The organism is Geminocystis sp. GBBB08 (genome assembly GCF_016743215.1).
In the GTDB taxonomy this organism is placed as follows: Bacteria; Cyanobacteriota; Cyanobacteriia; order Cyanobacteriales; family Cyanobacteriaceae; genus Geminocystis.
Map to the genome: position 1 here is coordinate 1 of NZ_VRZC01000088.1, position 15,128 is coordinate 15,128.

The 15,128-nt window shown below is 36.6% G+C and carries 10 protein-coding genes; 7 read left to right on the top strand and 3 right to left on the bottom strand.

Annotation, left to right across the window (positions count from 1 at the left end):
- Positions 1 to 871: MFS transporter (locus FWJ34_RS12000; protein ID WP_308255559.1), on the top strand; the 871-nt coding region annotated here is incomplete at its 5' end.
- A 79-nt stretch (positions 872 to 950) separates the two neighbouring features.
- Here FWJ34_RS12000 and FWJ34_RS12005 read toward each other — a convergent pair.
- Positions 951 to 1,460 carry a tetratricopeptide repeat protein gene (locus tag FWJ34_RS12005; RefSeq protein ID WP_308255560.1) on the bottom strand — a complete coding sequence of 170 codons (510 nt, stop codon included), beginning with the start codon at positions 1,458 to 1,460 and terminating at the stop codon, positions 951 to 953.
- A 205-nt stretch (positions 1,461 to 1,665) separates the two neighbouring features.
- Here FWJ34_RS12005 and rpsT point away from each other — a divergent pair, with 205 nt between their 5' ends.
- The 4 genes from rpsT to FWJ34_RS12025 all read left to right on the top strand — a co-directional run bounded on the left by rpsT (position 1,666) and on the right by FWJ34_RS12025 (position 10,556).
- Positions 1,666 to 1,962 (top strand): 30S ribosomal protein S20, encoded by a 297-nt coding sequence (rpsT, locus tag FWJ34_RS12010; protein WP_308255561.1) that lies wholly within the window; start codon positions 1,666 to 1,668, stop codon positions 1,960 to 1,962.
- Between the two features lie 102 nt (positions 1,963 to 2,064).
- Positions 2,065 to 2,841 carry a TatD family hydrolase gene (locus FWJ34_RS12015; protein WP_308255562.1) on the top strand — a complete coding sequence of 259 codons (777 nt, stop codon included), beginning with the start codon at positions 2,065 to 2,067 and terminating at the stop codon, positions 2,839 to 2,841.
- Between the two features lie 181 nt (positions 2,842 to 3,022).
- On the top strand, positions 3,023 to 6,289 hold the full coding sequence (gene rpoB, locus FWJ34_RS12020; RefSeq protein ID WP_308255563.1) for a DNA-directed RNA polymerase subunit beta: 3,267 nt from the start codon (positions 3,023 to 3,025) through the stop codon (positions 6,287 to 6,289).
- A 166-nt stretch (positions 6,290 to 6,455) separates the two neighbouring features.
- Positions 6,456 to 10,556 carry a DNA-directed RNA polymerase subunit beta'' gene (locus FWJ34_RS12025; RefSeq protein WP_396231893.1) on the top strand — a complete coding sequence of 1,367 codons (4,101 nt, stop codon included), beginning with the start codon at positions 6,456 to 6,458 and terminating at the stop codon, positions 10,554 to 10,556.
- Positions 10,557 to 10,706: 150 nt separating this feature from the next.
- Here the strand turns inward: FWJ34_RS12025 and FWJ34_RS12030 are convergent, their stop codons facing one another.
- Positions 10,707 to 12,407 (bottom strand): SulP family inorganic anion transporter, encoded by a 1,701-nt coding sequence (locus FWJ34_RS12030; protein ID WP_308255565.1) that lies wholly within the window; start codon positions 12,405 to 12,407, stop codon positions 10,707 to 10,709.
- A 272-nt stretch (positions 12,408 to 12,679) separates the two neighbouring features.
- Between FWJ34_RS12030 and FWJ34_RS12035 the strand changes: the two genes are divergently transcribed.
- Positions 12,680 to 13,861: a M20 family metallopeptidase gene (locus FWJ34_RS12035; protein ID WP_308255566.1), complete on the top strand. Its 1,182-nt coding sequence runs from the start codon at positions 12,680 to 12,682 to the stop codon at positions 13,859 to 13,861.
- Here FWJ34_RS12035 and FWJ34_RS12040 read toward each other — a convergent pair.
- Positions 13,858 to 14,211 carry a hypothetical protein gene (locus FWJ34_RS12040; RefSeq protein WP_308255567.1) on the bottom strand — a complete coding sequence of 118 codons (354 nt, stop codon included), beginning with the start codon at positions 14,209 to 14,211 and terminating at the stop codon, positions 13,858 to 13,860. The two genes, FWJ34_RS12035 and FWJ34_RS12040, sit on opposite strands and share 4 nt — an antisense overlap.
- Positions 14,212 to 14,484: 273 nt before the next feature.
- Between FWJ34_RS12040 and FWJ34_RS12045 the strand changes: the two genes are divergently transcribed.
- Positions 14,485 to 15,128 (top strand): amidase (locus FWJ34_RS12045; protein ID WP_308255568.1); only part of this gene is annotated, 644 nt, incomplete at its 3' end.

Here is a 15,128-nt window from a genome sequence, read left to right on the forward strand (position 1 = left end):
TTATTGGCCTCCGGCGGAGGCATTAGTGGCAGATTTAACGACTCCCAATCAACGAAATTCGGCTTTTGCTATCAGTCGTTTAGCGGATAATTTAGGTTTAGGATTAGGGGTTATTATTGGTGGTTGGCTTATTGCTTTGACAAATAATTATCGCCTTTTATTCATCATCGATGGTTTTTCTTTTGTGGTGTTTTATTTTGTAATTTATTATTCTATTCAAGAAACTTACCAAATCGAAACGACACATTCCACAAAATGGCATGGTTGGAGTTTAACTTTACAAGACAAAAGTTTATGGATTTTTTGCCTAGTTAATGTGATGTTTACTACCTATATTTCGCAAATTCAAACCACTTTGCCCTTATATTTAACTAACTTTACCGTTAATCATCAATTCTCGATTGCTAATATTAGTAGCTTATTTAGCTTACATATCATTTTTGCCGCAGCGTTTCAATTACCAGTGGTAAAAATTCTTAACCGTCTTACTCGTATTCAAGGCTTAACACTTTCTCTGGCAATGTGGGGATTAACGTTTATTTTAAGTTGGATGTCACCAAATGTAGCTCAATTTGCCTTTTATTGGGGTATTTTCGGAGTTTTAATGGCCGCCATGGCACTTATTACTTATAATCCCTCCGCTTCGGCTTTAATTGTCGATTTAGCACCTATTTCCTTACGAGGAATTTATTTTGCGATTAACTCTCAATGTTGGGCAATTGGCTATTTAATCGGTCCTCCTTTAGGCGGTTTTGTATTAGATCAAGGTATAATTCAAGCTCATAATTTTTGGTTAATTTTAGCTAGTACTGTGATCATCGCAATGATAATTTTACAGTATTTAAAAGCAACTCTTAAGAATGAGGAATGAGGAAATTTACCTATTACAAGAGTGCTTCTTGCAAGAGTGCCCATTCCCTACCTTCACCAAAAAACTTTTTCAACAGATCCTAAATAATCAATAAACTAACAATCATCATACTAGCAATACCAAGACTTAACCAAATAAATTGATTCTCTTTAGTGTTAACACTACTTAAATCTACTAGCTCAATTTGTCTTTTTGGCTTTATTTTGCGATTCGATGCACTCGCTTTAGTATATTTGCTAGAAGTAACAGAAGTATCACTAAGATCAGGAATTTCCGTCATCCACTCTTTAGGGCGTACTAATTTAGGTGCTTTGATAATAGAAAGTAAAGATTTAGCTTGTCGTTTCGTTTCCCCGTGAGGATGAGTACATAATTCTTCACATAATGCGATCGCCTGTTGTGATTCTCCCTCTGCTTCATAAGCATTGATTAACCAAAATTTAACCTCCCCACCAAGTCGGGAATAAGGAGAAACAAGTTGACAAGCCTGTTGCAAATATTCAATACTAAGACGATAACGTCCTCTTTCAAAAGCTAATTTACCAGTTTGGTATTTTTGTTCAAATTCTGTCTCAGAGAATGAAGTCACGGTGAAAAATCAAGATTATAAATTTTTTCTTTAATTTTATACTCGGATCTTTCACCAATACAAATAATCAAAGTAATTTGAAGAACTAATAATTTTCCTTTTTTCTCCTTGTCAATCACGTTTATCAAAGTTAGAATAGAAAGTCGGGATATTCTGTGAAAAAAACTGATATATTTAATTAAGTAATCAAAATAAGTTTAAGATAGTGGCTAACTCAAAATCTGCACTCAAAAGAATCGAGATCAACGAACGTAACCGTATGCGTAACAAGGCTTACAAATCGGCGGTTAAAACCTTAATGAAAAAATACTTTCTAGCGGTAGAAGCTTATGCTTCTTCTCCTAGTGAGGAACAACTACAAAGCGTTAATAATGCTATGTCTGTGGCTTATAGCAAAATTGACAAAGCGGTAAAAACAGGAGTTTATCACAAAAATAATGGTGCGAGAAAAAAAGCTAGATTGGCTAGAGCTTTAAAAACTATTGTACCTCAAGCATCTTAAACAGTACTGAAAAATATCCACAAGTTCGTGTTATGATGTTTAATCCCTTGACTTAATCTTTAAGCAGTAGGGAATAAATGATAACTCAATCACCGATCAACAATGCAACTAATAGATACCCACGTTCATATAAACTTTGATTTATTCAAAGATGATTTGGATTCAGTATCTGCCCGTTGGCAGTCCGCAGGAATTAGTAAATTAGTTCACTCCTGTGTCCATCCTGACGAATTTGAGAGTATCAAACAGTTGTCTGTACAATTCCCTGAGTTGTACTGTGCTGTAGGTTTACACCCGTTAGATGCCCAAAAATGGCAAGGGGAAAAAACCTACCAACAAATTTTACAATCAGCAAAATCTCATCCTAAAGTTGTCGCCATTGGTGAAATGGGATTGGATTTTTATAAAGATGACCAACAAGAGCTACAAAAAGAAGTTTTTTGGCAACAGTTGCAAATCGCTCAACAATTAAATAAACCAGTTATTATTCACTGTAGGGAGGCCGCTAGTAATCTACAGGATATTTTGTGTAAATTTATGCAAGAAAAAGGGACTCTAACCGGAGTTATGCACTGTTGGGCTGGAAATCCAGAGGAAACTCAATGGTTTTTAGACTTAGGAATGTATATTAGTTTCAGTGGTGTTGTTACTTTTAAAAGTGCTAAGACTGTTCACGCCAGTGCTTCCATTGTACCAAGCGACCGCCTTTTAATTGAAACGGACTGTCCTTTTCTCGCACCGACTCCTTATCGGGGTAAAAGAAATGAACCAGCTTATGTTGTCCATATAGCGGAAAAACTAGCACAAATTAGAGGAGAATCATTAGATACCATCGCTAAACAAACTTACGACAACGCCTGTAGATTATTTAAAATCTGACGTTACGCACTTATTCAGATATTAAGTTTTAGTAGGTATCAGGGATCGATGTTTTTCTCAAGGTGCAAGATCTCAGTTTAACCCAACCTACAGAGATTAAATATCTCTCCCTAAATCCAACGTCTTGTAAACATTCCTAAGATATAGGATAATCAAATAACCGATAATTGACAACTGACTTATGAGAACCCAAGAACTGTTACCTGATTTAATCGAAATTCAACGCTCTAGTTACAAATGGTTTTTAGAGCATGGTATTATTGAAGAACTCAACAGTTTTACACCGATAACCGATTATGCGGGTAAATTAGAACTGCATTTCATTGGCGAGAAATATCGTCTAAAAGAACCGAAATACTATATTGAGGAAGCAAAAAAAAGAGACGCTAGTTACTCCGTACAAGTTTATGTCCCTACATTATTATTAAACAAAGAAACAGGAGAACGCAAAGAACAAGAAGTATTTATCGGTGATTTACCATTAATGACAGATAGGGGTACATTTTTGATTAATGGTGCTGAACGAGTCATTGTCAATCAAATTGTGAGATCTCCTGGGGTTTATTTTAAATCAGAGTTAGATAAAAACGGTAAAAGAACCTACTCTGCTTCTGTAATACCAAATAGAGGAGCATGGTTAAAATTTGAAACCGATAAAAATGGTGTTGTTTGGGTAAGAATCGACAAAACTCGGAAAATATCGGCCCAAGTACTGTTAAAGGCGATGGGATTAACTGATCGGGAAATATTAGATCGTCTCCGTCACCCTGATTTTTATCAAAAAACTCTCGAAAAAGAAGGTAATCCGACTACAGATGAAGCGTTAATGGAACTATATCGCAAATTACGTCCGGGAGAACCCCCTACCGTAAGCGGAGGCCAAGCATTATTAGAAACCCGTTTCTTTGATGCTAAACGTTATGATTTAGGGAAAGTTGGACGTTATAAAATAAATAAAAAACTCCGTTTAGATGTTCCCTATAACCTTAGAGTGTTGACGGTAGAAGATATTTTATGTGTAGTTGATTATCTCATTAACCTTGAATTTGATATAGGTAATATTGATGACATTGATCATCTTGGTAATCGTCGAGTAAGAAGTGTTGGTGAATTATTACAGAATCAAATGAGAGTCGGTTTATCTCGTTTAGAACGAATTATACGAGAAAGAATGACCGTAGGAGATCCCAATACTCTTACTCCGGCCGCCTTAGTTAACCCTAAACCCTTGATTGCAGCCATTAAAGAGTTTTTTGGCTCTTCTCAATTATCCCAATTCATGGATCAAACTAATCCCTTAGCGGAATTGACCCATAAACGCCGTATTTCAGCATTAGGGCCTGGTGGTTTAAGTCGTGACAGAGCAGGTTTTGCGGTTCGAGACATTCATCCTAGCCACTATGGTAGAATTTGTCCTGTAGAAACCCCTGAAGGACCAAACGCAGGTTTAATTGGTTCTTTGGCTACTTATGCAAGAGTTAATGAATATGGATTTATTGCTACTCCTTACTACAAAGTTGAAAACGGCAAAGTACGTTGGGATTTACCTCCTGAATATTTAACCGCCGACGAAGAAGATGATAAAAGAGTCGCCCCTGGAGATTTATCTACTGATGAAAACGGGATAATTTTGGGGGAAAGTGTACCGATTCGTTACCGTCAAGAATTTTCTACTACTTCACCAACTCAAGTAGATTATGTAGCGGTTTCTCCTGTGCAAATTGTTTCTGTGGCTACTTCTATGATTCCTTTCTTGGAACATGATGATGCTAACCGTGCCTTAATGGGATCGAATATGCAACGTCAAGCCGTACCTTTATTAAGGGCAGAACGTCCTTTAGTTGGGACAGGTTTAGAAGGACAAGCCGCACGAGATTCAGGGATGGTCATTGTTTCTCGTGATTATGGTACTATCACTTACGCTGATGCAAAAAAAATCAAATTAAAAAAGAAAGATAATACTGAAATTGTTTATAATCTTCAGAAATACGAACGCTCAAACCAAGATACTTGTTTAAATCAACGTCCTTTAGTGGATGAAGGAGAAGATGTTGTACCCGGTCAAGTATTAGCAGATGGTTCGGCTACTGAGGGAGGAGAGTTGGCTTTAGGAAATAATATCACCGTTGCTTATATGCCTTGGGAAGGTTATAACTACGAGGATGCTATTTTGATTAGTGAGCGTTTGGTGCAAGAGGATATTTACACTACTATTCACATTGAAAAGCACGAAATAGAAGCCCGTCAAACAAAATTAGGTCCTGAAGAAATTACCCGTGAAATTCCTAACGTGGGTGAAGATGCCCTTTTAAACCTGGATGAACAAGGGATTATTCGAGTAGGTGCATGGGTAGAGTCAGGAGATATTTTAGTAGGTAAAGTTACTCCAAAAGGAGAATCAGATCAACCCCCTGAAGAAAAATTATTACGGGCGATTTTCGGTGAAAAAGCCAGAGATGTTCGTGATAATTCCTTACGTCTTCCTAACGGAGAAAAAGGACGGGTTGTCTATGTGCGAGTATTTACCCGTGAACAGGGGGACGAATTACCCCCGGGTGCAAACATGGTTGTCAGAGTTTATATCGCTCAAAAACGCAAAATTCAAGTAGGAGATAAAATGGCAGGGCGACATGGTAATAAAGGGATTATCTCTCGTATTCTAGCTCGTCAAGATATGCCTTATTGCCCTGATGGTTCTCCCGTTGACATTGTACTTAATCCCCTAGGTGTACCTTCTCGGATGAATGTAGGTCAAGTATTTGAATGTCTGCTCGGTTGGGCTGGTGAACATTTAGGCTATCGTTTTAAAATGACTCCTTTTGATGAGATGTATGGCGAAGAAGCCTCTCGTAATACAGTCAATGGTTTACTGCGAGATGCCGCTAAAAAACCGGGGAAAGATTGGGTATTTGATGAAAATAATCCGGGCAAAATTCAATTATATGATGGACGTACTGGTGAACCGTTCGATCGCCCTGTTACAGTGGGCAAAGCCTATATGCTCAAATTAGTCCACTTAGTTGACGATAAAATTCACGCCCGTTCAACAGGTCCTTACTCTCTAGTTACACAACAACCTCTTGGCGGTAAAGCTCAACAGGGTGGACAAAGATTCGGAGAAATGGAAGTATGGGCCTTAGAAGCCTATGGTGCGGCTTATACTTTACAGGAGTTACTCACTGTCAAATCCGATGATATGCAAGGACGTAATGAGGCGTTAAACGCCATTGTTAAAGGTAGAACTATTCCTCGTCCCGGTACTCCTGAATCTTTTAAAGTACTATTGAGAGAATTACAATCCCTAGGATTAGATGTTTCTGTTCATAAAGTCTTAGAAGGTAATGAGGAAATCGAAATTAACCTCATGGATAGCACAAATCGTACTCCTAAACGTCCTACCTATGAGAATCTGGCTAGTTTAGGTCAAGATGACGATGATGAATACTAAATCAATTAGGAATTAGTAATTAGGAATTAGTAATTAATTTCGTTATCAGTAAAAGATTATTAATCTAATAAAAAACCTATTCGATAACTTAAAAAACTTAATTCCTCATTTCTCATTGTTAATTCCTCATTCTTCATTTCTAATTATTAATTATCAACTAAGAAATATGCCTACAGAGAAAAAACCCCAAATTTTCTATAACACCGTTATCGATAAAGGTGCGTTAAAAAAACTCATTTCTAAAACTTTTACTGAATATGGTTCGGCTCGTTGTTCTTCTGTTTGTGACAAATTAAAAACCATGGGTTTTCGTTATGCAACCCAAGCGGCAGTTTCCATTAGTGTTGAAGATTTAAAAGTCCCTGAAAGTAAAAAAGCAATGTTGGCAGTGGCAGAGTCCACCATTAAAGAGACGATTAATCGTTATGCTAACGGCGAAATTACTGAAGTTGAGCGTTTTCAAAAAGTAATTGATACGTGGAATGATACCTCAGAATCCCTTAAAGATGAGGTTGTGCGTAATTTCCGTCAATCTGATCCTCTTAATTCTGTCTATATGATGGCATTTTCCGGAGCAAGAGGAAATATCAGCCAAGTTCGTCAGTTAGTTGGTATGCGTGGTTTGATGGCTGATCCTCAAGGGGAAATCATTGACTTACCTATTAAAACTAATTTTCGTGAAGGCTTAACTGTTACAGAATATATTATTTCTTCTTACGGTGCTAGAAAAGGTTTAGTTGATACGGCTTTGCGTACTGCTGACTCTGGTTATTTAACTCGTCGTTTAGTGGATGTTTCTCAAGATGTTATTATTCGTGAAACAGATTGCGGTACAAGAAAAGGTGTAACTGTTTTACCCATGAAAGACGGTGAACGAGTTTTGATTCCCTTAGGCGATCGCCTTTTAGGTCGAGTTTTAGCAGAAGATCTCATCGATCCTGCCACAGGAGAAGTCATTGGTACTCGAAACCAAGCCATTGATGAGCTGACCGCCAAAGTTATTGGTAAAGCAGTAGCTCAAGTAAAAGTTAGATCTCCTCTTACCTGTGAAACCGCTCGTTCTGTATGTCAAAAATGTTACGGTTGGTCTTTAGCTCATGGAGATTGGGTAAATATGGGTGAAGCAATTGGTATTATTGCCGCTCAATCCATTGGTGAGCCCGGTACTCAGTTAACTATGCGTACTTTCCACACTGGAGGGGTTTTCACGGGAGAAGTTGCTCAACGTATTACTACTCCTAAAGCTGGTACAGTTAAATTTGACAAAAAACTCAAAGTCAGAGATACTCGAACTCGTCACGGGGATCAAAAATTATTAGTAGAAATACCGGGTAACATTCTGGTGGGAGATGCTAAAATTAACATTCCTGCCGGTAGTTTATTAGCGGTAAGAGAAGGTGATACCGTTAAGGCTGAAGATTTATTGGCCGAAGTAATGCCTCAAAAAACCCGATCTACGGAAAGAGTAACTAAAGATGTTTCTTCTGATCTGTCTGGGGAGGTTTATTTTGCTGATATTTCCCCTGAAAGTAAAATCGATAAACAGGGTAACACTACTACCACCGTCACCCGTAACGGCTTAATTTGGGTTCTTTCAGGGCAGGTTTATAACTTACCTCCGGGTGCTGAACCTGTCGTCAAAAATGGTGACAAAATTAAAGTCGGTTCTGTGTTGGCAGAAACCAAGTTAAAAACTAAAAGTGGTGGTGTTTGTCGTTTTGAGGAAGGTAGTCGAGAAATTGAGATTATCACTGCTTCTGTCTCTTTAGATCAAGCTGATGTCTTTTTAGAACATAATGGTAATCAACAACAGTATGTTATTCATACCACTAAAGGCGATCGCTTTGCTTTAAAAGTTGTACCCGGCACAAAAATGCAAAATAATCAAGTGGTTGCTGAATTAATTGATGATACTTTCAGAACAAATACTGGCGGTATTATGCGTTATGCTGGTTTAGAAACAGGGCGAGGCAACCGAAAACAAGGCTATGAAGTAATCAAAGAAGGTACTTTAATTTGGATTCCTGAGGAAAGCCATGAAATTAATAAAGACATTTCTCTATTGTTAGTAGAAGATGGTCAATATGTAGAAGCTGGTACAGAAGTAGTTAAAGATATTTTCTGTCAATCAAGTGGTATCATTGAAATAATACAAAAAAATGACATTCTTCGGGAAATCATTATTAAACCCGGACAGTTATATATGGATTTAGATCCTGATTATTTAGCTACTATTGAAGACGGTACCATAATCTCCCCAGGTACAGAAATAGGCATTGGTTCTGTTACTGAAGATGAATTTTTAGCAGAATTTGTTGATACTAATGAAGGGGTAGGTTTATTACTGCGTCCTATGAAGCAATATGAAATTTTTAACACTACTCAATCACCTTCTCAAGAATCCTTGAACAGTGCTGGAGGTACAATTAACCTTCGTCCTGTGTTGCGTACTTTCTTTAAAGACGGTGAAAGAGTTAAGAGCGTTGAAGGAGTACAGCTTGTAACCACTCAGTTAGTCTTAGAAACTAATGAGGGTATGAGTGCAGATATTGAATTAATTCCCCATGAAACAGAAGAAGATGCTTTCCGTCTGCAAATTGTGGTATTAGAATCCGTCATTCTACGCAGAGAAATAGAAACAGAAACTAATATTATCACCCGTGTTTTAGTCAAAGATGGTCAAGAAATTGCTCCCGGAGCGGTGGTAGGGACAACGGAAATTCTGTGTTTGGAAAACGGTACTATTCAAGGGATTCGAGAAGGTGTAGAAGCGATTCGTCGTATCTTAATAGTTAGAGATGATGATTTACTCAAAGTTCCTGTGGAGAATAATTTAGTTACTATTGACTTAGAGGAAAAAACAAAACTTATCGTTAAAGTAGGAGATTATGTTAAAAAAGGTGATCTCTTGGCTAAAAATATTCCCGCAGTTGAATCTGGGACAATAAGCAGTATAACGGATCGACAAATCACTATCCTATCATCTATCGGCAAAATTGGTGATTATATAACTCAAGGATATCCTTTAACAGTTAATACTCTCACCCCTGAATCAGGAAGAGTCTTAGAAATAAAAGAGAATGAAATCCTATTGCGTAAAGCTCGTCCTTATCGTGTTTCCCCTGGAGCAATTTTACACATCGAACAAGGAGACTTGGTACAACGGGGGGATAACTTAGTATTACTGGTATTTGAACGGGCAAAAACTGGGGATATTGTTCAAGGTTTACCAAGAATTGAAGAATTACTAGAAGCTCGTAAACCTAAAGAACCTGCTTTACTAGCACGAAGACCAGGGGTTTGTCAAGTAGAATATCGTGATGATGAGGCTATCGATATTAAAATAATTGAGGATGACGGCACTATTTCTGAGTATCCCATCAATAAAACCCAAAACATTATTGTAAATGATAATCAACAGGTGGAAGTGGGAGAACCTGTTACCGATGGATTAGCTAGTCCTCATGAACTGTTAGAGGTATTTTATGAGTACTATCAAGAACATATGGGAATGTATGATGCCGCTTTAGAGGCACTGCAAAAAGCACAATTATTTTTGGTAAATCAAGTACAAGGGGTTTATCAATCTCAAGGTATTGATATTTCTGATAAACACATTGAGGTAATTGTTCGTCAGATGACTTCTAAAGTTCGAGTTGACGATGGTGGTGATACTATTCGTTTACCCGGTGAATTGGTAGAATTACGAGAAATTGCCAAGGATAACGAAACGATGTCTATTACTGGTGGTGCACCTATTCAATATACTCCTATGCTTATGGGTATTACTAAATCCAGTTTAAACACTGATAGCTTTATTTCTGCGGCAAGTTTCCAAGAAACCACTAGAGTCTTAACGGAGGCGGCTATTGAAGGTAAATCTGATTGGTTACGAGGTTTAAAAGAAAACGTCATTATCGGTCGTTTAATTCCTGCAGGTACGGGTTATAATGCCTATGATCAACATCTTGACTGGGATGATCCTGAAGTTAATCTTCCTAATATAATTTCTTATAGTGATTCTTGGGAACAAGAGGAGAATAATCCTTTATCAATGAGTGAAGTGGAGGATGTCATTATTGACGATCAAGTTGCCCGAGTATTGTCTCCAGGTAATTTATTAAACGATGATGATACCTTAATTAGTGATTATAGCGATCGTGATGATGATCATGATGATGATTCTGATTATGATCAGGATGATGATCTTGATGATTATGATTATAATCAAAATGATACTGATTACTACGATGAAGACGAAGACTAGATTTAATCAACAATTAACAAATAACCTTAACAAGGGGGATTCTTTTAGGGCGAAAAGGGTTTAAAAATTACGGCAGAGGCACTAAAAAGCCTCTCTGATACGTTATAAATCCTACCTCAGTTCGATATAAATTTGAAAAGATCTGTAAGACTATAATTTATCAAAAGCTGAAATAGCTGAACTAATGGTGGGAAAGAAGTTTTCCTCTCCAATAGTCTTGCTCAATCCAGTTTTTTCTAACATGGAATAAGTAAAACTATGGGTTCGTGCGATTACCAAAATAATATCTTGTTTGGTTAATTCTTCCCATACTTCTTCCAATTTTACGGTAGCGGTGGTGTCAATACTAGAAATAGACTCAGCATCTAACAAAAACCATTTTACCTCTGTAATTCTATTATTAACTATACTTAGAACTCTGGATTTAAAAAAGTTTGCATTGAAAAAGAAAAGAGATGCTTCAAATCGATAGATAATTAATCCATCAATAGTTTTAGCATTGGTTTCTCGTTCAATATTATGAAAACCATCTTTCCCTTCCACCATTCCTAAAATCGCATCATTAGGACGAGAGGCTCTATATAACAATTGAATTACTGCTAAAATAATGGCAACTAAAACACCTTGTAAAACTCCTATACAAATAACACCTAAAGTAGTCAAAACTGACAAACGCCATTCAGGAAGACTAATTTTATAAAGATTTTTGAGAGATTTTATATCCAATAATCCTAATACTGCATCAATCAATAAAGCAGATAAAACACTGATAGGAAGATAACTTAAAGGTGTCGTGAAAAATAGGAGTATGAAAATCATCATTATTGCTCCTATAATGCTCACTAACTGGGTTTTTCCTCCGGCTGAATCATTAGTTGCAGTGCGAGAAGCTGTACCACTAATGGCAAATCCTTGAGAAACTCCAGCTACAATATTTGCCATTCCTAAAGCAATTAATTCTTGATTTGGATCAATTTCATAACGGTTTTTCATCGCAAAAGCCTCTGCTGTTACCATCGCACTATTGAAACTAACAAAAGCAATTCCTACTCCACCTATAATTAACGGAATTATATCTGTTTCTAATAGTTGAGGTATTTTTAAGGGCGGAAAGCCTGATGGAACTGTTCCCACTATAGCAACTCCTTGTTGATCTAAGTCAAATAGGAAAGAAATTATGATTGCGATTGCAACAGCAATAAGTGCAGTGGGGATTTTTGGAGCTATTTTTTTGAGAATCCGTAGAAGAATAAAAATACTCAATCCGATAGTTAAAGTTAACCCGTGAGTTTGTCCAAGTTTGCTGAAAAATTCCCATAAAACTCGAAAAAATCCTTTAGATTCGAGAGAAAATCCAAATAGTTTACCTAACTGTCCTAGAATAATACTTAAAGCAATACCGTTCAAATAACCAATTAAAATTGGTCTGGAGAGAAAATTTCTTAAAAATCCTAACCTTACTATACCTCCTCCAATAGATGCAATTCCTGCTAAAATCGCTAATACCATCGATAAAGAAATATAACGTTCTATATCTTCAGTGGCTAAAGTTGCTAAAGTTGTAGCTACCAGAGAACAAGTGGCCGCATCAGCACCAACAATTAATTGTCGAGATGAGCCAAAAAAACCATAGGCAATTAAGGGAAAAATACTGGCGTATAAACCATTAACAGGAGGTAATCCGGCTAGTTCTGCATAGGCGATCGCTACGGGAACAACTACCGCTACTACGGCTAAACTAGCTTGAATATCAGATTGTAACCATGCTGAATTATAATTCTGAAAAGTAATAATACCGGGTATCCAGCGAGATATTCTTTTAACTATTCCTTTATCACCGCTTATTTTCATTTTTTTTAATTTAATTACTGATGGAAGTTCTCATAAAATCCTATATTATGAGGAACAAAAAACTGTTTTTGCGAAAGTCCTAAGAGTGAAAAACTTTCATCCTCAAAATCCATGCTTAAGAAGATTTTACTGCTTTAAACATTCCAAAACAGCAAAGTACCAATTTTAGAAGAGCTTAACTTTGCCTTAAAGGAATCGCACAATAATAAATTTTTCATAACTGAGTTTAAATTATTATAGATTTAATAATAACTTGTGATTAGTTAATAATAATGCTCAGTAAAATTAAGGATTTAGCCGTCGATTTAACACCGAGATTAATCGAGATTCGTCGTCATTTTCATCTCCATCCTGAATTAAGTGGACAAGAGTATCAAACGGCAGCTTATGTGGCTGGGGTTTTATCTTCCTGTGGGCTTCAAGTACAAGAAGGGATAGGGAAAACAGGGGTAATTGGTGAATTAAAAGGGAATGGTAAAAGTACTCTTCATTTAGCTATTCGTACGGATATGGATGCTTTACCTATTCAAGAGGCTACACAATTAGAATTTGCGTCTCGTGTGCCGGGGGTTATGCACGCTTGTGGTCATGATTTACATACAACTATAGGTTTAGGTGCAGCAATGATTTTATCCCAATTTAAAGATTCTTTACAAGGTGATATTAGGTTTATTTTTCAACCAGCAGAAGAAATTGCTCAGGGGGCTTTATGGATGGTGGAAGATGGAGCAATGAAGGGAATTTCGGCTATTTTTGGAGTTCATGTTTTTCCTTCTATTCCCGCCCGTTGTGTAGGCATTCGTTACGGTGCTTTAACTTCTGCCATGGATGATTTAGAAATTGTAATTCAAGGAGAAGCTGGTCATGGGGCTCGTCCTCATCAAGCTATTGATGCTATTTGGATCGCTTCACAAGTTATTACAAGTTTGCAACAAGCTATTAGTCGAATGCAAAATCCTTTAGATCCTTTAGTATTAACTATAGGACAAATTAATGGAGGAAAAGCCCCCAATATTATTGCTGATCAGGTTAAAATGGTAGGTACTGTGCGATCGCTAAATCCTGAACTTCGACAAAAGTTACCGACATGGATTAAGGGCATTGTAGAAGGAATTTGTCATATATATGGAGCAAAATGTGAGATTAACTATCGTCATCGTTTGCCTAGTGTGCAAAATGATATGGGGTTAACAAAAATTATTGAAAAATCAGCTTTAGAAGCATTAGGGGAAGAACACGTTATTTCTATTTTTGAACCATCTTTAGGTGCTGAAGATTTTGCTATATATTTAGATCATGCCCCCGGTAGTATGTTTCGTTTAGGCACGGGGAAAGAAAATCAGCATAATTACCCTTTACACCATCCTCGTTTTGAGTTAGATGAATCTTCTTTAGTAACGGGGGTTGTAACTATGGCTTATAGTGCTTATAAATATTTTCAACCAGAAAATTAAAATACTTGTTTAAGAAAGATCTCAAAACAAGGATCATTGTTAATAACATAACTAAACGCACTTTTCATCAAAAGAGTACCATAGCTATCATTAGCCATACTCTCTTCGGTGAAATTCATTTTCTCGACTAATTTTAAGGTTGTTTCTTCCCCATATTTAGCGATTAAATCTCCAGCAAATTTCTCCATAATTTGATCATCATCGATATTTCCTTTTTCAATTAATGATTTACACATATAATTTCCAAAAAAATTACCAACTTCTTGAGCTGAAGGTAGTGGTTGGGCTTGAACCGCATTAGTAGATGTGAGGGATATAATTAAGCAAATTACGGAGGTTAAATATTTCATTATAGTTTTTTTTGATAATATCTAATTTTAATTGACAATGGAGAAAAAATGAATCATATAGCAATCGCACTATGTGAGTTGTGAGATTTAAAGAGGTGTTAGCTATCAGCTTTCAGTGGTCAGCTTTGACGGTATAGTAAGATTTACAGATTTATTTTTTAATTGATAATTCTTCACGAATGATTTAGAATTGCTAGATTATAAAATTCTATAAATAATTCTCTGTAATTGATAAGCTATAACTGTTCATATTCTGTTTATTGATAATTATTGATGACAAACTTAGAATTTATCTCTGCTTTAGACTTAAGTAAATTAATCCATCGCAAAGAAATTTCTCCTCTTGAATTGATTGAATTTTATGGAGAAAGAATTAATACAATTGAACCTCAACTAGGTAGTTTCGCTCATATCGCCATAGAAAGTGCCATAAAAGAAGCAAAAATCAAAACGGAAATTTTAGGTAAAACTCAGGATACTTCTAGTTTACCTTTATTTTTTGGTATTCCTACCGCTATTAAAGATTTATACCCCGTCAAAGGAATGCCTATTAGTTACGGTAACGCTTTTATTAAGGATAAAATAGCTGATTATGATTGCGGTATTGTCACAAAAATTAAACAAAGTGGTTTTATTCTTATCGGGAAAACAGCTACGTCTGAATTAGGATCGTTACCCTATACTGAGTCTTTGGGTTTACCTCCTTGTCGTAATCCTTGGAATTTAGAATATACCTCTGGAGGTTCAAGTGGAGGTGCGGCTGCCGCCGTTGCTAGTGGTTTAATTCCTGTAGCATTAGGGTCTGATGGTGGTGGTTCAGTTCGAGGGCCAGCTTTTTGTTGTGGTTTAATCGGCTTAAAACCTTCACGAGGTAGGGTTTCTAACGCTCCAGTAGGGGATTATCAAGGGGGTATTGC